Raw genomic sequence first — 20,364 nt, forward strand, 5'->3', positions numbered from 1 at the left:
TGGGTTGCATTTTTTGAACACTTTGTTTTTGTTTCTAATTCTTTCAATATTTTACTTTTTTTAACTTCAAGGCACATAACCTGGGATGAATCACAGTGCAAACGAAACCTGACCCCAGTATACGCACTGTATGCAGCTGCATAAAAAGATCATACAAAAAGAAAAATTCCAATTCGATTTCATGTGCATTTAAGAATATTTTTTTCTGTGTATAATATTACGATTCTATAATATTGGGTTCCAATTATGAGTTGGTTTAAAAAACTATTGCCTTCAAGAGTGAGTACGAGCTCCTCCCAAAAAAAAGGAGTTCCTGAAGGTTTATGGCTTAAATGTGCAGGCTGTAATGAAGTTCTTTATAGCACTGAATTAGAAAAGAATTTAATGGTCTGTCCCTCCTGTAATTTCCATCACCGGATCTCTGCACGGACTCGAATTCAGCAATTTCTTGATGAGGGAGGCCAGGAAGAGATTGCTGAATTATTGGAGCCCCAGGATCGGTTAAAGTTTAGGGACTCAAAAAAATATAAAGACAGGATCTCACAAGCACAAAAAACAACAGGTGAGAAGGAAGCTTTGATTATTGTCAAAGGTACGTTATTACAACAACCTGTAGTTGTGGGATCCTTTGAATTCAATTTTATGGGCGGCTCCATGGGAGCTACGGTAGGGGAGAAATTTGTTCGTGCAATTCAAGTAGCAACAAAAGAACAAAGAGCTTATATTTGTTTTACTGCAAGTGGTGGTGCACGGATGCAAGAAGGGCTTTTTTCCTTAATGCAAATGGCCAAAACTTCAGCTGCTCTGGCTAAATTTGCTGAAACGGGCTTACCTTTTATTGTCGTGTTGACTGATCCAACCATGGGCGGGGTTTCTGCCAGCTTTGCAAGTCTGGGAGATGTGATTATTGCTGAGCCTAATGCGTTAATTGGTTTTGCTGGTCCAAGAGTTATTGAGCAAACTGTAAGACAAACTTTACCTGAAGGGTTTCAGCGTAGCGAATTTTTGTTAGAGCATGGACATATCGACATGATTCTCGAAAGAAAAGATATCCGTCCAGTTGTTGCTGAATTGATATCTAAATTAACGCGCAAAAGTCTAGGGGATTCAGTTGCCAAAGCAGGATCGTATTAGACCGCTTACGAAACACGCTGTAAAGAGAGAGGTGCGAGAAAACACGGAGCACAGAACTGGAGTGTACACGAGCGTACATGAGGATTCGAGTACCGTATCGACGAAGCAATTCTCCTCCCCGGCAGCGTTTCGAAAAAAATCTCTTGATGAATGGTTGCATGATTTAGAAACTAGAAATACTCATGAAATACAACTTGGTTTAACGCGTATTATGGAAGTTGCACAAAAATTATGTCTGCAACGCCCATGCTGTCCTGTTATTACTGTAGCGGGTACTAATGGAAAAGGTTCAACAGTAACTGCCCTTGAAATGATTTATCATGTTGCCGGATATAAAGTTGGCGCCTACACCTCACCTCATCTTATCCAGTTTAATGAACGTATTCGAGTAAATTTAACGCCCATTTCTGATGATGACCTATGTCAAGCCTTTAGTATTATCGAAGAAGTTCGTGGAGAAGCTCTTTTAACTTATTTTGAAATGACTACTTTGGCAGCATTGTGGCATTTCAAAAAAATGGAATTGGATATCATTATTCTGGAAGTGGGATTAGGTGGCCGGTTGGATGCTACGAATATTGTGGATGCAGAATTATCCATAATTACTACTATAGATTTTGATCATCAGGAGTACTTAGGAAATACACTTGATGCGATTGGTTATGAGAAAGCGGGTATCCTTCGTTCTGGTAAACCATTCATCTATGCTGATATTAATCCCCCTGCATCAGTAACTCATGTAGCGAAGCAACTTGGTGTTCCTGCCTATTTGTGGAGCCAAGAATTCTCTATTCAAGAAGAAAATTCTGTCTGGAATCTTCATTACGAGGAAAAACTGAAGCTTTCCTCTGTTTATGGATTGCCTAAACCATCAATACAGCTCAAATCAGCTGCTGCTGCAATTACTGCAGGTGTTTTACTTGAACATCATCTGCCAGTGACACGTACCCATTTTCAAATTGCCATGCAGCGTATTTATATTCCCGGTCGTTTGCAATTGCATAAAGACAAGGTGAGCACTTTATTTGATGTGTCTCATAATCCTCAATCGGCAAGATTACTTGCAGATACTTTGCGCATGATGAAGAAAATAAAAATTCACGCTGTTTTTTCTGCATTAAAAGATAAGGATATTTTGGGCCTGATTATGCCTTTGAAGGATTGTGTTGAGAGATGGTATCCTGCACAATTGGATAATAAACGTGCTGTTAGTGGAGATGTGCTGCTCACCTTTTTTAAGGATGCAGAAATTCCTGTGGGAATTTGTTATAATAACCCCTTTGCAGCTTTTGAAGCCGCATTGGAACAAGCTAAACCTGGTGACTTAATTGTTGTTTATGGGTCATTTTTTACTGTGAGTCATGTTATGGCTAATAGGAGATTCAATGAAATTAGTAATTGATGAGAAGCTAAAACATCGTTTGGTTGGTGTGGCTGTTGTTTTATCATTAGGTGCAATTTTTCTGCCTGCAATGATGAAGAAATCAAGTCAACGCCTTGAAAATAATTTTAGTGTAAAGGTACAGCTACCTCCTAAACCAACAACTCCTGATGTAGCGATAACGGATGAAAAGGAGATGTTTAAAACCATAAAAATAGCCAAGATTGAAATTCCTCCTGCCGTAGAACAAAAAAAGTTAAATCCAGAAAAAGAAGACATCATTCAATCCGTTCAAAAAGCTGATGATGCCGCTATTTCTGTTGCTAAGGCAGAGGCAACTAAGGCGAATACTGTAGTTGTAGCGAAACCCATAGAGTTAGCATTAAGCAATGCCGCGCAAAATGTTGTTAAAAAACAAGTAAAAGTAGTAGCTGCAACAATACCAGCTAAATCGGCTACACCCGTTAAACCGGTAGCAAATGTGAGTCCTAAAACGATTAAAAAACCGGTAATTGCTCAAGTAAATACAAGCGATACTAAAAATTACAAAAGAAATATATATGCTGTTCAACTGGCCTCGTTTTCAAAGTTAGCCAATGCCCAATCCTTAGTTAGTAAATTACGTAGCAAAGGATATAAAGCAAGTTACATCAAAACTGCTGGACGACAAGGGGTTATTTATAAAGTTTATGCAGGACATTCACCTATTAAAAGTGATGTAATGAAATTGAAAATTCAATTGGCAAGTGCCCTGCAGTTGAATGGTTTTGTAGTCAATACTGGAGTTAGCTAACCATGCAATTTCAATGGGTTGATTTAATTTTTATAGTAATAATTGGTTTATCCTCAATTACTGGTTTGTTAAGAGGATTTATTAAAGAATTTATTGCTTTGGGAGTATGGATATTAGCAGTATGGGTAGGTTATAACTACTCAGGAGCTCTTAATCCCTATCTGCAACCATATATCCAAGATCAATCAATTCGTACAATATTAGGTTTTATTATTGTTGTACTTGGTGTTTTAATCGCTGGGGGTATTGCTAATGCGATACTTGGCCTTTTTTTAAGGGGAAGCGGTTTAGGTGCTATGGATAAAGTTTTGGGCGGTATTTTTGGCTTTGCCCGTGGCGTTTTCATTCTTTCTCTTATCTTCGCAATACTCAGCATGACTTCTTTGCCATATCAGCAATACGTTCAAAGCTCCAGAATTTATAATCAGCTTGTACCGGTTATAAACTGGATATCTGGTTCTTTACCCGGTTTAATTAATAAAGCTAAACAAACGGTATCGGCAAATGAGTCCTTTAATTTTATTGATATAAGCCCTGATCTTTGATGTATTCATAGACTGTGTGAGGGAGCATGTTTTTAACATCAGCTCCCTTTTCTATTTCTTCCCGAATGAAAGTGGAGGAAATATCATAATTGCCTGCATCAAATAAAAAGACACTTCCAGCTTGTGTGTTTAAGAGTTCTATTTTGCTTTTAATCTGATGCTTTTCTAAAAATTCCTGCATAATTTCTGGCACAGCTTGTCTGGCAAACTCTTTTCTATTGATTACTAGTAAATTCGCTAGAGTAATAATTTTCTCCCACTGATGCCAACGGGGTAATGATAGAAAGGCATCATATCCAATAATCAAAGTTATCGATGCTTTTGAGTATTCCAGCCTAAAACTTTTCAAAGTTTCAACCATATAAGAGGGGGTGTCGCGTTCTATCTCTCGTAAATCTAGCTTAAAGTCTGGTATCTCTTTAATTGCCAACTTTAACATTTCCACTCTTTGCTCATTGTTAGCTAGCGTTGGAGGCTTTATAGTTGGTGTTTTACAGGGAAGAAAGATATACGAGTCAAATTTAATATGTGTTTGAATAAATTTGCTGGCCTGCAAATGACCATTATGTATGGGATCAAAGGTGCCGCCAAAAATAGCTATGCTGTGCATGTGTCACCCATTAATTTCCCCAGACAAAGCGAGAGGGCAGCGTTTTCGAGGGAATTCCATACTTGGCTATATGAGCTATTCGATTTAATACGCTCGTCGATAGAGTAACAATATCGATGAAGCTGCTGCAATATTGCTTGATTAAATCGATTACAACATATTTTATAGAGGTTGACACGCTGGGGCCAAATTTTTAATTGGCTGCATGCATTTTGAATATCAACTTTCTTTTCCATTAAATAAGACAGCTGTATGATTAATCTTATTTCCTGACTAAGCATCCATAAGACTAAAGTAGCTTCTGTCTTATTATTTGCCGCATGACGTAAAATCTGAATCGCCTTATCCCCTTGGCCAAGGAGACATGCATCGACTAACTCGAAAAGATTATGGTCACATTGATCGGATAAGTGCTCCAATACGTGTTGCGCCTCAATTTTGCTGTTAGGAGTATAAGATAATGCTATTTTTTCAATGGCTTGTGCACAAGCCAGCATATTTCCCTGTGTATATTGGTGAATTAAATCGGGAATTTGCAGATCATAACTCATGAAATTTTTCTTTAACTGCGTGACTATCCAACTTTTCATTGCTTCTGAATTAAGCGGATAGGATAGGACAAGTGCAGCCTGTTGATGAGATGATATCCACTGTAATTGTTTCGCAGGTACATTCGGCGCTCTAATAACAATGAAGCAACGTGAATTAATTAAGTTAAGGTATTCCGTGAGAATTTTCTTTCCCGTAGCGTCTATGGATTTCTTATCATAAAAAATATTTAAGAGTACGGTATCTGAAAATAAGGAGTAACTGTTTGCTTCTTCCTTTACAGTATTCCAATCCTCTGCTGACTGGATGGATATGAGTTGCTCATCATAGTTATAATTTTTTTGGATGGCTGACTTTATAGTAGCTAAAGACTCTTCCAGCAAGTAATTATCTTGCCCAATAATTATATAGAGCGGGGCAATTTTTTTTTCTACTTGCTGGGCAAGCATTTGTTGTTTGATTTGCATGATAATTTTAGTTTAAGCATGTGCAGTGTCGTTTTTTTCTTACCCCACGCTACCTGTTCTAGGTTCTTGCAGATGGCTAAGTCGATAAATTATTTGGGTCACAGCATCTTGCTTCATTTCTCCAATTAAAATACTTTCTTCATCTTTAGAACCTAGAATTCTGTTATTATTTAATATAAGTTCCCGGGAAATACTTATTCTACCAGGAGCATTAATAACTTGGCCTGCGCGTGTTTTCAATACAAATACTACAGTTAAAGTTAAAGTATATTGGCGTGGATTTGTACTTGCTCCAACACTGATGATCTGTTGTTGTAAGTTAACCTCATTAACAATTAACCAATATCGTGCTCGAGAGGGATCAGGATTCACTTCAACATTGGATCCTTCCAGTCGGGATTGCAGTATTGAGACGAATTGTTTGTCATCGTTTTCAGAAATAATAGCTACATTATTAAGCCATCCAGGGACATTGTCCATACCTCGTAGATGAAACCCACAAGCTGATAGTAATAATAAGAGCAGTAACGGTATTAGACAGCGTAAAACTGCAATTTGATGTTTTTGTTGTTCAAGTCCCACAAATTGTACGCGAAGTCCATGCGGGACTTTAGAAACACCAGATTGGCCATACTTCATTAGTTAACAACCAAATTAATTAATTGCCTGTGTGCAACAACGATTGCTTTTTTTACTATTTTATCAGCCAGAAAATCTTTTACATGTTCTTTGGCTGCAGCAATTAATGTTTCTTCTGCAGCATCTACAGCCGCGGTAAATTGAGCTCTTAGTTTCCCATTAACTTGAACTACATAATCCACTTCATCAGTTTTCAGGGCACCTTTATCTACTCTTGGCCAGTTTGCATCAATAATTGCTTTTTCAAAGCCTAATTGTTGCCAGATATGATGGGTAATATGTGGTGTTATAGGAGCCAATAACCGCAACAGTATACTCATGCTGGAGTGAATAAAGAATTTATCTTCTTCAGTTTCTATAGAATAGCTCGATATTTCATTAAACAGCTTCATGCAGCCTGAAACTACTGTATTGAACTGATTTCGATCATAATCATGTGTCGCTTGTGCGAGAGTTTGGTGCACAACAAGACGTGATTTCTTTAGCCGACTTTCTACTTGCTGCCAGTTCACATGTCCATTGCCACTTAGAATGATGTCATTGATTTCAATGAACATATTTTGATGCTGATGGGCAAAAGCCCAGACGCGTTTTAGAAAACGGTGCGCGCCTTCAACAGCAGTATCTGACCACTCTAATGATTGCTCAGGAGGTGCAGCAAACATAACAAATAGGCGTGCAGTGTCAGCTCCATAAGTATCAATAAGATGATTGGGATCGACGACATTTCCCACAGACTTAGACATTTTATGTCCGTCTTTTAAAACCATCCCTTGGGTTAACAGCGCTTTAAATGGTTCATCCGAATTCACTAAACCTTCATCACGCATCAGCTTGTGGAAAAAGCGAGCGTAAAGTAAATGCATTACCGCATGTTCAATTCCACCCACATATTGATCTACAGGAGTCCAATATTTTGCTCGATCATCAAGCATGGCATTTTCCTGACCTTTACATGCAAAACGAGCATAATACCAAGATGACTCTACAAAAGTATCAAAAGTATCTGTCTCGCGAGATGCATCCTGACCGCATTTGGGACAGCTTACGTTAACAAATTCTGGACATTGAGCAAGGGGTGAGCCGGTTCCAGTGATTGTTACATTTTCAGGAAGAATTACTGGAAGATCTTCGTCTGGAACAGGTACAGTACCACATTGTTCGCATAAAATCATGGGAATAGGGGTGCCCCAATATCTTTGTCTTGATACGCCCCAGTCACGCAACCTATAGTTAATTGTTGCTTTTCCTGCATCATGTTCCTCAAGGAAACTGGTTATAGTTTCCACTGCTTGGGAGGAGCTTAATCCATCAAATTGACCTGAGTTAATTAATGTCCCTTCTTCGGTATAAGCAGATTTGCTTAAGTCATGTTTTTTGTCATTTGCAGGTTTAATAACTTCCTTAATAGGCAATTGGTATTTGCGTGCAAATTCCCAGTCTCTTTGATCGTGTGCTGGGACTGACATTACAGCTCCAGAACCGTATTGCATAAGCACAAAATTTGCCACCCATATCGGTAGTTCTTCACCAGTAATAGGATGGACTGCCGACATCCCCGTATCAATACCTCGTTTTTCCATGGTAGCAAGTTCTGCTTCAGCCATTTTAGTACCTTGACAACTGTCAATGAACTCTTTGACTTCCTTATGAGCACTTGCTGCTTCCTTGGCAAGGGGATGATCCGTTGCTACTGCAAGGTAGGTTGCCCCCATTAAGGTATCAGGGCGGGTTGTATATATTTTTAATCGTTTGGGATAATTATTGACATTGAAATGAATTTCGGTTCCAGTTGAGCGGCCTATCCAGTTGCGTTGCATTTGTTTTACTTGTGCAGGCCATTCGTCCAATGTATCTAGTGAACTGAGGAGCTCGTCAGCATAAGCTGTAATTTTAATAAACCATTGGGAAATTTCTTTCCGCTCCACAAGAGCGCCAGAACGCCAGCCGCGCCCATCGACGACTTGTTCGTTTGCCAAAACGGTTTGATCCACAGGATCCCAATTTACCACGGCATTTTTTTTGTACACTAACCCTTTTTCGAATAATCGAATAAAAAACCATTGCTCCCATCGATAATATTCTGGGGCACAAGTACAAATTTCACGTCGCCAATCATAGGCATTACCAAGACGTAAGAATTGTTTTTTCATGGACTCTATATTTTTTTTGGTCCATTCAGCAGGAGGGATTCCGTTTTTGATGGCTGCATTTTCAGCAGGCAAGCCAAATGCATCCCAACCTATGGGTTGAAGCACATTTTTACCCAAAGCACGTTGATAACGGGCAATAACATCACCGATGGTGTAGTTACGAACATGCCCCATGTGCAATGTCCCACTTGGGTAGGGAAACATGGATAAACAATAAAATTTCTCTCTGTTTAAATCTTCTGAAACATTAAATGATTGTTTTTTATGCCAATACTGTTGAGCTTGTTCCTCAACTTCTTGTGGTATATAGGTATTATCCATAGTCCGATTTTTTAAGTGACTCTAAATCGCTAAGGATAACTCCTCTTGTGTCTGCCAGCAATAGATTATTACTGGAATAAGCGACGAAGTTGAATAAAAAGTACAAAAGAAAGAAAAATTGTGCAAAATATGAGTACTGGATACTCATACCAAATAATCCATGGAGTAAGTCCTTCAGCAGGAAATATACTACTTTGCAATAGCCCAGAACTAAATGGAGGCAGACTTTCTACTATATCTCCGCTTGAGTCAATTACTGACGATAAGCCGTCATTATTGACTACCACTTGATATCGTCCTGTAAGCAGGGAAAGGATTTGAGCCATTTGTAATTGTTGGTAGCTGGCTAATGAGTGTCCAAACCAGCCATTATCACTAATTGAAACGATCCATTGGGCTTTAGGCATTTGATCACGTAAAATATTGGGGTAAGCAATCTCATAACAAATGAGACTTGCTATAGGATGGTTTTCAATTCGAATTAGAGGTTGCTTTCTTTTCCCTGGTAATAAATTGGGTTCAGGTAAACTCAACCAACGATTAATGGTAACCAGAGGTTTGGGAATATATTCACCAAAAGGAACCAAATGGCGTTTGAGCTTTTTCCCTTTTGCCTGTCCAAGGGTAATTACCGAGTTGTAATAATTTGTTTCACTATCATTTGTAGGTTGTAAAATGCCTAACATAAGCGCGCTGTTCGCCTTCAAAGCTTTTTTGTTCAGTTTAAATAAGTATTTATCCAAATAACTTGCAGGCAGTGGTATGGCGGATTCTGGCAAAATAATTAATTGTTTACCTAGGAGTTTATTAATTGCATCTTCATAGTATTTTAATAAATTCCAAAATAAGGTTTCATCCCATTTATCGCGCATGGATAAATTAGCCTGAACAGCGCCTACACTGATAGGTTCTTGTTTGATTTGTGACCATGAACTATTTTTGCAAAGTATTGGGCTCAAAATGATGAGTACAATTATGATCAAGTAGTGGTAACGTTTTTTGGTATTTTGTGACACAGCTAAAGTCAGTAATGCAGAAATTAAAATACAGACAAAACTGAGTCCATAAATCCCTAAAACAGGCGCGATGTATTTAATGGGAGTATCAATGAGCACGGTGCCTGTCAATAACCAAGGAAAACCGCTAAATAACGTAGCACGGCAGTATTCACTCAAGCACCATAAGACACAAAATAGAGTTAAAGACAACAATTGTCGATTTTTAAACTTAAGCAATTGATAAAAATAAGCAACAAGGGCAGGGAAGAGCGCGAGATACATAATGAAAATTAATGTAACTAATCCTGCAAGTAAATAATTGAGTTGGCCATAATCGTGGATACTGACTATAACCCAGGAAACTCCAAAACCGAAATAGCCTATCCCATAAAAAAAACCAAGTGAAAAGCCTTGTTTCGCAGAGCAATTTTGTAGGCTCGAATAGAGAAAGGCTAAACTCAACAGTGCTAATCCTGGTATATGGAAAGGGGCAAAACCAAAAGGAGCCAGAAGGCCTGCTATAAATATAAAAAAGTATTTAACATAGCCAAAACGAATTGATGAACTCAAAGGGATAGAATTGGCTAAAGCGGTTTGCTTCATGAGTTGTTAAAAAATTATAAAACGATAAGATAATTGAGTCCTTTATCCAGGTCAAGAATTAGTGAAACATTTTATAACTGATCTGTCTCCTAATCCGGATGAAGTGCAAGCGAGTGTTTTAATGACATGAAATTGATTTGCAATAGATCACCACCGCCTACGTCTTGCGGCCTGTGTACAGGATCCCGCTTCGGTGCCATTCATGGATGCAGCGGAAAAGCTGCTGCACGTAGGCCTTTTTATGTACATCCACTCCCCATGACTTGCTTGCAGGGTCCAGAACTAGTGACTATTATTTTTTCAGAACATAGGTTCCTGGTGCATCACAAATCGGTCTTATATCTTGCTCAGGATTGCCTAATTCAGGTGGTTTCTTTTTTGTACCAGAATAATCTGCAAGCCATTTTTCCCAGGCTGACCACCACGAATCTTTAAAATGAGGTGCCCTTTCTAACCAAATGTTAGGGGCCAAATGTTTATCATCCAATTTATGGGTGAGCATTTGATAACTACGTCCATCGTCCCCTGGTTCATTAACGATTCCTGTATTGTGCCCTGCATTAGTTAATACAAAGGTAATATCGCTATCAATAAAGTAATGAATTTTATACACCGATTTCCAAGGCGCGATGTGATCTTTTATAGTGCTTACTGAAAAAATAGGTAATTCGATATCGGCAAGGTTAATGTTCTGATCATGAATCTTAAATCGTCCTTCAACTAAATCATTATTTAAAAATAACTTGCGCAGATACTCACTATGCATTTTATAAGGCATCCTGGTCGCATCGTAATTCCATGCCATTAGGTCACTTACTGTCTGGCGTTTGCCCAATAAATAATCATATACCACACGAGACCAAATGAGATCTATGGAGCGTAACATATTAAACGCCCCTGCCATTTGCGAACCATCTAAATAGCCTTTTTCCCACATGATATCTTCAATATATGTAAGTTGGTTTTCATCGATAAATAGCTGCAATTCGCCTGCATCCTGAAAATCAGTTTGTGCTGCAAACAGCGTCATGGTTTTTAATCGATCATCATTATCAGCTGCCATTTTTGCAGCAACCATGGTTAATAAAGTCCCTCCAATACAATAACCTACGGCATGAACTTTTTTTTGCGGAATAATTTGATTAATTGTTTTTAATGCATCCATCACACCTTGTATTGCGTAATCAGAAAAGTCTAAGTCTCTATCTTCAGAGGTTGGATTTTTCCAGGAAATCATAAATACAGTATGCCCTTTATCTACTAAGAATTTAACCATGGAGTTGTTAGGCGAGAGATCAAGAATGTAATATTTCATAATCCAGGCTGGGACGATTAAGACTGGTTCTGGGTGCACTGTTGAGGTTGTTGATTCATATTGAATCAGCTCAATTAAATGATTTCTATAAATAACTTTCCCGGATGTTACTGCTACATTCTTTCCTACTTTATATTGATCACTTCCCGCTGGTGGTTTGTCATTCAGTCTCCGGATGATGTCCTCAATAAAATTATTCCATCCTTTGCTAAAATTCATGCCCCCTTCATTCATTGTGGCAGTAATTACTTCAGGATTTGTTCCAGGAAAATTAGATGGAGCAAAAACGTCCAGAATTTGGCGTGTTACAAAATTAACTATATTCTCATGATGGTTGGAAACTCCACGAAGATGTGTTGTAGCATCCTCCCACCATTCTTCTGTTAATAAAAAGGATTGTGAATAAACATTGAATGGATACTGAGACCATAATTCATTTTGAAAGCGATGATCGGTTTGCCGTACTTCAACACAGGGTTCACATTTATCCTGGCTTTGTTGTTGTATGTATAACAATAAACGCCCTAGTTTTTGGAGTGCATTTTTATTTAAGTCAATTTGCTTTGCCGGCGAAAAAATTAAATAGATTAGCCAATCTGTAAAAGACATCATGAGTGTTCCTGGGGATAACCAGTTACACAATTGGCTTATTATCGCATGGAATAATCTATCAAAACTTACCCCTTCATAGTCGCATTTTTCTGATTCGGTTAATAAGGGGGCCTGGGCTTTCTTAGTAGATTTTGGGGGCTTCTTTTTCGATTTATTCATGACAATTCCTTTTATGAATTCAAGAATTTTTAAAATATAGTCCTTTTAAATATTATGTATTAAAAAATAGAATAACTCGATTTTAATATTCTCATTTTGTTTCGCACATAGTTTAGAGAATACTATCCAATTCTGAATATTTTGTGTAGGATGATTGCGTTTTATAATGGGAGAGGGATAAATGTATAATGTAATGATTACTGGTGCAGGGAAAATTGGTAGCTTAATCGCTTGTTTATTATCAGAGAGCGGCTCTTACCAAGTTCATCTGGTTGATATTGATTTTAATGGATCCGATGTAAAAAGGCTGTTGGACGCAGTACCCAAAATTAAAACTGTAGCCTTAGATGTTCGAGATCAGCAGTCAACCCAAGCTTATATGGAAAAAAATGGTATTGTGACTGTTATTTCAAGCCTTCCATATTTCCTAAATACTTATGTTGCTGAAGCTGCAAAAGCTGCCAAAGCACATTATTTTGATCTCACCGAAGATACCGCGGTGACTGAAGCAGTGAAAGCAATTGCTCTTGATGCAGAAACTGCATTTGTTCCTCAATGCGGGTTAGCTCCCGGATTTATCAGCATCGCTGCAAACAGTTTAATGCATGAGTTTGAAGAGTGTCACCATGTTAAATTACGTGTCGGAGCTCTTCCTCAAAATGCAAATAATGCCCTCCAATATTCATTAACTTGGTCAACTGATGGAGTTATTAATGAATACGGCAATCCTTGTTATGCAATTAAATATGGAAAAGCAGTAACTTTAGCACCTCTAGAAGGATTAGAAACAATTCAAATCGATGGTTGTGAATATGAAGCTTTTAATACCTCAGGTGGATTGGGAAGTTTGGCAGAATTACATGCAGGTAAAGTACAAACCATGAATTATAAAACAATGCGTTATCCTGGCCATTGTTCAAAGATGCGTTTATTAATGAACGACTTGCGATTAAACCAAGATAGACCTACATTAAAACGAATTTTAGAAAATGCTATTCCTAAAACTTATCAAGATCTTGTGATTGTTTATGTTTCTGTTGAAGGAATGAAACGAGGCGAGTTAACCGAAAAAAATTATGTGAAAAAGATTTATCCTGCAGAAATTTGTGGTTTGGAATGGTCAGCAATTCAAATAAGTACTGCTTCTGGTGTTTGTGCAGTAGTTGATTTAGTGCTTGGGCAAGAGAATGAGTATAAGGGAATGATTTTACAAGAGAAATTCCAATTGTCTTCAGTACTGGAAAATCGTTTTGGTCGCTATTACGCTTAATCTAGAAATATCATGTTACTGTACCCGGATTATATTTTAGTGAGTCCGAGTTACTATGGAGACATTTAATGGACATATTAAAACGTTTGAAAATTCATGCAGTTAATCCTGGCGCCTTTAGTGGCCAAGGTTGGCAAAGTGGAGTTCATGAGCATCAACTAATCTCTTATAACCCTGCAAATGGTGAAAAACTTGCAGAAATAGCAACATGCACTCTACGCGATTATGAAGAGGTAATGACTCGTGCTCAACATGCTGCGCATGAATGGAAAAAAGTTCCTGCTCCCAAAAGAGGAGAAATCATCAGGCAAATTGGCCAGGCCTTGCGTGAACATAAAGATGCATTGGGAAGTTTGGTTTCACTTGAAATGGGTAAATCCAAGCAGGAGGGGGACGGAGAGGTTCAGGAAATGATTGATATAGCCGATTTTGCGGTGGGTCAATCACGAATGTTATATGGTAATTCCATGCACTCCGAACGTCCTCAACACAGAATGTATGAGCAGTGGCATCCATATGGTATTGTTGGCGTTATTTCGGCGTTTAACTTTCCCGTTGCAGTTTGGTCTTGGAATGCTTTTCTGGCTGCTATCTGTGGTAATGTGACTCTGTGGAAACCTTCAGCAAAGACTCCTTTGTGTGCTATTGCGGTTCAGCATATTTGCAATGATGTGTTAAGAGCTAATGGTTGTCCGGAAATATTTAGTTTAATTATTCCAGAAAGCCACGATGTGGTTGAGGAAATGGTTAATGATAAACGTATCCCTCTTATTTCATTTACTGGCTCAACAGCTGTAGGTAAAAAGGTTGCAGAAAAAGTTGCAGCCCGATTAGGTAAAACTATCCTGGAATTAGGTGGTAATAACGCAATTATTCTCGATGAATCAGCAGATCTTCATTTAGCAATCCCAGCCATTGTTTTTGGAGCAGTAGGTACTGCAGGTCAACGGTGTACTTCTACACGACGCTTATTTATTCATCATTCTAAGTATGATTATGTTGTAGAACGTTTACGTTTTGCCTATGAGCAAATAACAATTGGTGATCCTTTAGATAAGAAAAATTTAATGGGACCGCTTATTGATGAACAGGCTGTGCATCAATTTAATCAGGCAATAGCTCGAATTAAGGAAGCAGGCGGCCGGATTATTTTTGGCGGCGAACCAGTACAGCGTCCTGGTTTTTTTGTTCAGCCTACATTGGTATGTAATATAAAAAATCATTGGGAAATTGTACAGGAAGAAACATTCGCGCCAATTTTGTACGTTATGCCTTTTCAGACAATCGATGAGGCGATTGCTTTACAAAATCATGTACCTCAAGGATTGTCTTCTGCCATGTTCACCCAAAACCTGAAAAATGCGGAACATTTTTTAAGTGCCTGGGGCAGTGATTGTGGAATTGCCAATATTAATATAGGGACTTCAGGTGCTGAAATTGGTGGTGCGTTTGGTGGAGAAAAAGAAACCGGAGGTGGGCGTGAATCGGGTTCTGATTCTTGGAAAGCATACATGCGTCGACAAACCAATACGATAAATTGGGGAAATGAACTACCCTTAGCGCAAGGCATTCGTTTTGATTTGTCTTGATTTAAGGTAACTATTAGCACAGTTCACCGAAAAGCCATATTTGGTGCATCTTGGGCGAAAGCCATTCTAAAAAATGCTCACATAGCCATCTATGCTGCGCTTTTTTAGAATGGCTTTCGCCCAACCTGCACTCAAATCTGACTTTTCACCAAGATTTTTAAAATTTTGGTGAATGGATACGATTTAAGCAAATTGAAGGGTGAAGCGAGGCGTAACTCCGGTTACAATTCACCTCACCCCAGGCTACATTTAATTAACGAGGAAAAAAGAATGCAGGGACCTTTTTTTATAAAAAAAGTCGCAGTTCTGGGTGCTGGTGTTATGGGTGCGCAGATTGCAGCGCACTGTGTTAACGCAGGTATAGAAACGTTACTCTATGATTTGGCATCTAAAGAAGGAAATCCAAACGCACTGATTGATAAATCAATAGCTAATTTAGGGAAGCTAAAACCTGTTCCTCTTGCTACTGCCCAAACTGCAACATTGTTGCAAGCACGAAATTATGATCAGGATCTTGCTGATTTATCTTCATGCGATTTAGTGATTGAAGCAATAGCCGAGCGCTTGGATTGGAAAGAAGATTTATACAAGCGGATTTCTCCATTTTTAACAGAACACTCTATTTTAGTGAGTAATACTTCAGGTTTGAGTATTAATTCTTTATGTTCTGTTTTACCTGAGGCGCATAGGAAGAATTTTTGTGGTGTACACTTTTTTAATCCTCCACGTTACATGCACCTTGCAGAACTTATTCCTGCGAAAACTACAGATAAGGAATTAGTGGATAAACTGGAAACATGGTTAACTCGTAATTTAGGTAAAGGAGTGGTGCGCGCTAAAGATACGCCTAATTTTATTGGTAATCGTATAGGCGTATTTTCTCTCTTAACAACCTTGCATCACGCTTTTTCTATGGATATGGGATTGGATGAAGTTGATGCATTGACAGGCCCTTTGTTAGGGAGACCAAAATCTGCCACATTTCGCACTATGGATGTTGTTGGTCTCGACACCATGCAACATGTAATCCACACAATGCAGCAGCAGTTACACGATGATCCATGGCATCATACGTTTAAACTGCCAGAATGGCTGCTTAATCTTATTAAAGAGGGACATTTAGGTCAAAAAACAGGCCAGGGTATTTATAGAAAAAATGGCAAAATTATCGAGGTTTATGATGTTAGAACATCAACTTATCGTCCGGCTCAACCTGTTGTAAGCGATGAGTTGAAAACGATCATGGGTAATTCTGATCCAGCAGTACGCATGCAAAATCTACTTACTTCGAATAACAAGCAAGCACAGTTTTTGGCTGCATGTTTCAGAGATTTATTCCATTATTGTGCCTATCATCTAGAGTCAATTGCAGAGAATGTTCGAGATGTAGATTTGGCGATTCGCTGGGGCTTTGGATGGATGCAAGGACCTTTTGAAACATGGCAATTAGCAGACCTGGCAAAAATGACTCAATATATTAATCAGGCAATGAAGGAAAAATCCTCTCTTAGTACAGCGCAATTGCCCGGATGGCTTTTTGAAATCGATGCTTTCTATACTAAAAATGGTGCATATTCGCCGCAGATGAATGATTATCAACCACGAAGCCAATTACCTGTGTACAAACGTCAATTCTTCACTGACCGGGTTATTAAAGAAACAGCTCATCCTACACCTGTGATTTATGAAAATGAAGGTGTGCGTTTATGGCATTTACAAGATGATGTAGCTGTTGTGAATTTCAAAAGTAAAGCAAATACTGTGGGACAAGTTGTTCTTGATGGATTGGAGGCTGCAGTTGAAACTGCGGAAAAACAATGCCGTGGGTTAATTATTTATCAACATGATGCGACTAATTTCTGTTCGGGCGCTGACTTACGTGGTGTTCTTAATTTAATTAAGGACAAGAAAATGCAGGCTTTGGACACTATGATTGCACAATTTCAACATGTAGCTTTACGTTTGAAATATAGTTCTATTCCAACAGTTGCGGCGTTGAGAGGACGTGCTCTTGGTGGTGGCTGTGAATTAATGATGCATTGCGATGCCGTGGTTGCAGCCTTTGAAGCTTATCCGGGTTTGGTTGAGTTTGGCGTTGGAGTCATACCTGCTGGGGGTGGATGTAAAGAAATGGCCATGCGTGCTGCACATCTGGCTCCTAAAGGCGATTTGATGGCAGTTTTTCAGGGTTACTATCAACAAATCGCCACTGCGCAAGTTGCAAGTTCAGCTGCTGATGCAATGCAGATGGGCTATTTACGAAGCACGGACCGTTATGTCATGAATGCTGATGAAGTCCTCTATGTTGCATTGGCTAAAGTAAATTTTATGCATACAGAAAATTACTTGCCTCCTTTAAAGAAACAGTTTCAAATTGCTGGAATTGAAGGTAAAGCACGATTACAGGCAGGTTTGGTTAATTGGTTAGAGGGTGGATTTATTTCTCAGCATGATTATTTCATTGCTACGGAGCTGGCAACAGTACTTTGTGGTGGCAATCTCAATCAAAACACATTTGTTGATGAGAACTGGATGCTTAAGTTAGAACGAGAAGCTTTTATAACTCTTGCTGGATCGCAATTAACTCAAGCACGCATTAGTCATTTACTAGAAACTGGCAAGCCGTTACGCAACTAAGGGAGATTTGAAAAATGACTAATGTATATATAGTTGACGCATTACGCACTCCAGTAGGTAAAGCACCACGCGGTGTGTTTAAGAATACTTTACCAGATGATTTATTAGCCCATGTGATTAGAAATTTAATAGAACGTAATCCATCAGTGGATCATCAGGAAATAGGAGACGTTGTTATAGGTTGTGCTATGCCTGAGGCAGAGCAGGGTATGAATGTAGCGCGTATCGCAGCATTACTTGCTGACTTACCTCAATCTGTTCCTGCAATGACAATCAACCGTTTTTGTTCTTCCGGGGTGCAAAGTATTGCTACTGTTGCAGAGTCTATACGTAATGGAGACATGCATTTGGCTCTCGCTGGTGGTGTTGAAAGCATGTCTATGGTTCCTTTAGGTGGAAATAAATATACAGCAAATCCTGTGATATTCAATAATGACGATATCGCAATCGCATACGGGATGGGTATTACTGCTGAAAATGTTGCAAAACGTTGGGAGATTACTCGCGAGCAACAAGATGAGTTTGCTGCTGAAAGTCATAAAAAGGCAATAACAGCACAGCAAAAGGGTGACTTTAAAGCTGAGATCAGTCCCGTAGAAATTATCCTAAGACAGGCAGATTTAGAAAATGCCACAGTAATCATGAAGAAGAAATGGGTGAATGATGATGAGGGACCACGAGCCGACACTTCTTATGATGTGATTTCTAAATTAAAACCAGTCTTTGCGGCAAAGGGCACGGTTACTGCTGGAAACAGTTCACAGACTAGTGATGGCGCCGGTATTGCTTTATTGGCCAGTGAACAGGCTTTACACCAATATAACTTGAAACCAATAGGACGATTACTGAGTTATGCGGTCGCCGGGGTTCCTCCGGAAATTATGGGGATTGGTCCTATCAAAGCAATTCCAGTTGCTTTAAAACGAGCTGGTATTACTTTAGATCAGCTGGATTGGATAGAGCTCAATGAGGCTTTTGCAGCGCAAGCTTTGGCAGTGATTAAAGAACTTGATCTTCCCCGAACCAAAGTGAATCCTCTAGGTGGGGCTATTGCCTTAGGACATCCGTTAGGTGCAACAGGTGCAATAAGAACAGCTACTTTATTGCATGGGTTAAAAAGAACTAAAGGACGATATGGCATGGTCACTATGTGTATTGGTACAGGCATGGGCGCTGCTGCAATATTTGAAGCCTTATAAATTTGTAGCAGAGTGGCTGTAGGAACCTGTTCACGGTAATAGTGTTAATATGAATGAGAGCCTAGGTGAAGCAAAAGCGCGCGGCACTGAGGTTCTCTAATTGGTTTGTGCTTTCAATCAAATTACGAGTGCTGCAACATAAAATTTCCAAGAGTTCTGAAGACTAATTATCCTCTTTAATTGCTTATCCTATATTTGACTTCAATTGATAAGTAGGAGTCCTAATTCACGTTCCAGGTTTGATGCTTTTGCCTGGCTCAATGTTTCTTCTTCCATGTCAAGCCCGAGCTACATTTTGCTTTTGCTGTCTCTCAGGTTACACGGTGTAAAGAAAAAAAGCGCTACTTAGTTTTTATCGCGGAATATAATGCGACCTTTGGACAAGTCATAGGGAGTTAATTCGACTTTAACTTTGTCACCAGTCAAAATTCTAATGTAATTTTTACGCATACGACCAGAAATGTGGGCGGTGACAACATGCCCATTTTCTAATTCAACTCGAAACATGGTGTTGGGTAAGGTATCTATAACCGTTCCAGCCATTTCTATATGATCTTCTTTTGCCATAGGTCTCTCAGTAATCTACCAAAATTTAAGGTTTATTATTATATACTTTACTGCGTGTATACTGCACTAAAATGAAGAAAATGGCAATCTAAGCTCATTAAAATTTAATTATTTGTACTGCTCCACAATGGGTTTACTACAGACATTATCGACTCAGCTATTAATAAAATCTCTCTTATTTAACTAATCCAGGAATATTCTCAGCTACAAATACATCACCGACATAGTCAAAATAGTATCTCTCTTGACTGGCTTGCGCACGACTGGGTCTAATCAGCCCATGCAGATTAAATTCATTTTTTTGTAATTCAAAGCTCAGTGTCTTAATCTGCTCTGGGGTAACGCTTTGTTCAAATAGCCGCTTTGCCGTATTGAGAAAGCACCGCATTTCCTCATCAAAAGTTGCTTTATCGTGCATATATCTTGCTTTTACTTCAAGGGTATCTGTAAATGCAGGCTCTTTAGGTGGTTTAGGAACCATTTTCCACCCATCATGTGTTAATCCCAATCGGAGATGTTTTACCATTTCGTGTTCTTGAGAGTAATATGAAACAGTCATTATCCCTGCCGAATTATCTCTTATTAAAAACACAGCCTTAGTTTCTTGTTTTGTGGCACCATGGTTATCCAAAATATCATGTAATTGGTAACTGCTAAGTTGTCCAAAAATAATAGAAACTTTAGACCCTGATTCATTATTTTGTTTTGAATCCATAGGCAACTACTCCGGGTTATGTAACTACCTTATCAATCATTGAAGCCATAACAGGATGAAATGGTAATGGTATGTCTATATCGTATAATAATAGTACACTGATGTTGC

The 20,364-nt window shown here is 38.8% G+C and carries 16 protein-coding genes; 8 read left to right on the forward strand and 8 right to left on the reverse strand.

The features are described from left to right. Positions 1-246: 246 nt before the first annotated feature. From accD to LXO92_RS09690, 4 genes are all read left to right on the forward strand, one after another. Complete coding sequence (gene accD / locus LXO92_RS09675) at positions 247-1,134, forward strand: acetyl-CoA carboxylase, carboxyltransferase subunit beta (RefSeq protein ID WP_182352473.1); 888 nt, start codon at positions 247-249, stop codon at positions 1,132-1,134. 154 nt (positions 1,135-1,288) lie between these two features. Then, complete coding sequence (gene folC / locus LXO92_RS09680) at positions 1,289-2,536, forward strand: bifunctional tetrahydrofolate synthase/dihydrofolate synthase (RefSeq protein WP_232890919.1); 1,248 nt, start codon at positions 1,289-1,291, stop codon at positions 2,534-2,536. Further along, complete coding sequence (locus LXO92_RS09685) at positions 2,520-3,308, forward strand: SPOR domain-containing protein (protein WP_232890868.1); 789 nt, start codon at positions 2,520-2,522, stop codon at positions 3,306-3,308. Before folC ends, LXO92_RS09685 begins: the two co-directional genes overlap by 17 nt. 2 nt (positions 3,309-3,310) lie before the next feature. Continuing rightward, positions 3,311-3,853, forward strand: a complete 543-nt coding sequence (locus LXO92_RS09690) for a CvpA family protein (RefSeq protein ID WP_182352476.1) — start codon at positions 3,311-3,313, stop codon at positions 3,851-3,853. Here the strand turns inward: LXO92_RS09690 and nadD are convergent. From nadD to LXO92_RS09720, 6 genes are all read right to left on the reverse strand, one after another. Beyond that, a complete protein-coding gene (gene nadD, locus LXO92_RS09695; RefSeq protein WP_182352477.1) occupies positions 3,828-4,463 on the reverse strand; it encodes a nicotinate-nucleotide adenylyltransferase in 636 nt (211 codons plus the stop codon). The genes LXO92_RS09690 and nadD overlap by 26 nt on opposite strands. Continuing rightward, on the reverse strand, positions 4,451-5,479 hold the full coding sequence (gene holA, locus LXO92_RS09700; protein WP_182352478.1) for a DNA polymerase III subunit delta: 1,029 nt from the start codon (positions 5,477-5,479) through the stop codon (positions 4,451-4,453). Before holA ends, nadD begins: the two co-directional genes overlap by 13 nt. Positions 5,480-5,518: 39 nt before the next feature. Continuing rightward, positions 5,519-6,118 carry an LPS-assembly lipoprotein LptE gene (locus LXO92_RS09705; RefSeq protein ID WP_232890869.1) on the reverse strand — a complete coding sequence of 200 codons (600 nt, stop codon included), beginning with the start codon at positions 6,116-6,118 and terminating at the stop codon, positions 5,519-5,521. Next, positions 6,118-8,592, reverse strand: a complete 2,475-nt coding sequence (leuS, locus tag LXO92_RS09710; RefSeq protein ID WP_182352479.1) for a leucine--tRNA ligase — start codon at positions 8,590-8,592, stop codon at positions 6,118-6,120. Before leuS ends, LXO92_RS09705 begins: the two co-directional genes overlap by 1 nt. A 68-nt stretch (positions 8,593-8,660) precedes the next feature. Further along, positions 8,661-10,193, reverse strand: coding sequence for an apolipoprotein N-acyltransferase (gene lnt, locus LXO92_RS09715; protein ID WP_182352480.1), 1,533 nt, complete (start codon positions 10,191-10,193; stop codon positions 8,661-8,663). 292 nt (positions 10,194-10,485) lie between these two features. After that, positions 10,486-12,279 (reverse strand): PHA/PHB synthase family protein, encoded by a 1,794-nt coding sequence (locus LXO92_RS09720; RefSeq protein WP_182352481.1) that lies wholly within the window; start codon positions 12,277-12,279, stop codon positions 10,486-10,488. Between the two features lie 181 nt (positions 12,280-12,460). Here LXO92_RS09720 and LXO92_RS09725 point away from each other — a divergent pair, with 181 nt between their 5' ends. From LXO92_RS09725 to LXO92_RS09740, 4 genes are all read left to right on the forward strand, one after another. Beyond that, a complete protein-coding gene (locus LXO92_RS09725) occupies positions 12,461-13,549 on the forward strand; it encodes a saccharopine dehydrogenase family protein (protein WP_182352482.1) in 1,089 nt (362 codons plus the stop codon). 68 nt (positions 13,550-13,617) lie between these two features. Then, on the forward strand, positions 13,618-15,138 hold the full coding sequence (gene amaB, locus LXO92_RS09730) for an L-piperidine-6-carboxylate dehydrogenase (protein ID WP_182352483.1): 1,521 nt from the start codon (positions 13,618-13,620) through the stop codon (positions 15,136-15,138). A gap of 270 nt (positions 15,139-15,408) precedes the next feature. Continuing rightward, a complete protein-coding gene (locus tag LXO92_RS09735) occupies positions 15,409-17,775 on the forward strand; it encodes a 3-hydroxyacyl-CoA dehydrogenase/enoyl-CoA hydratase family protein (RefSeq protein ID WP_232890870.1) in 2,367 nt (788 codons plus the stop codon). Positions 17,776-17,789: 14 nt separating this feature from the next. Further along, a complete protein-coding gene (locus tag LXO92_RS09740; RefSeq protein ID WP_182352485.1) occupies positions 17,790-18,974 on the forward strand; it encodes an acetyl-CoA C-acyltransferase in 1,185 nt (394 codons plus the stop codon). 345 nt (positions 18,975-19,319) lie between these two features. On the opposite strand, the gene infA is transcribed toward LXO92_RS09740, so the two are convergent. Beyond that, positions 19,320-19,541 carry a translation initiation factor IF-1 gene (gene infA, locus LXO92_RS09745; RefSeq protein WP_006872751.1) on the reverse strand — a complete coding sequence of 74 codons (222 nt, stop codon included), beginning with the start codon at positions 19,539-19,541 and terminating at the stop codon, positions 19,320-19,322. Positions 19,542-19,716: 175 nt separating this feature from the next. Then, positions 19,717-20,256: a hypothetical protein gene (locus LXO92_RS09750; protein ID WP_182352486.1), complete on the reverse strand. Its 540-nt coding sequence runs from the start codon at positions 20,254-20,256 to the stop codon at positions 19,717-19,719. Positions 20,257-20,364 lie beyond the last annotated feature (108 nt).

The sequence above is a fragment of the Legionella resiliens genome, assembly GCF_021344005.1.
In the GTDB taxonomy this organism is placed as follows: Bacteria; Pseudomonadota; Gammaproteobacteria; order Legionellales; family Legionellaceae; genus Legionella; species Legionella resiliens.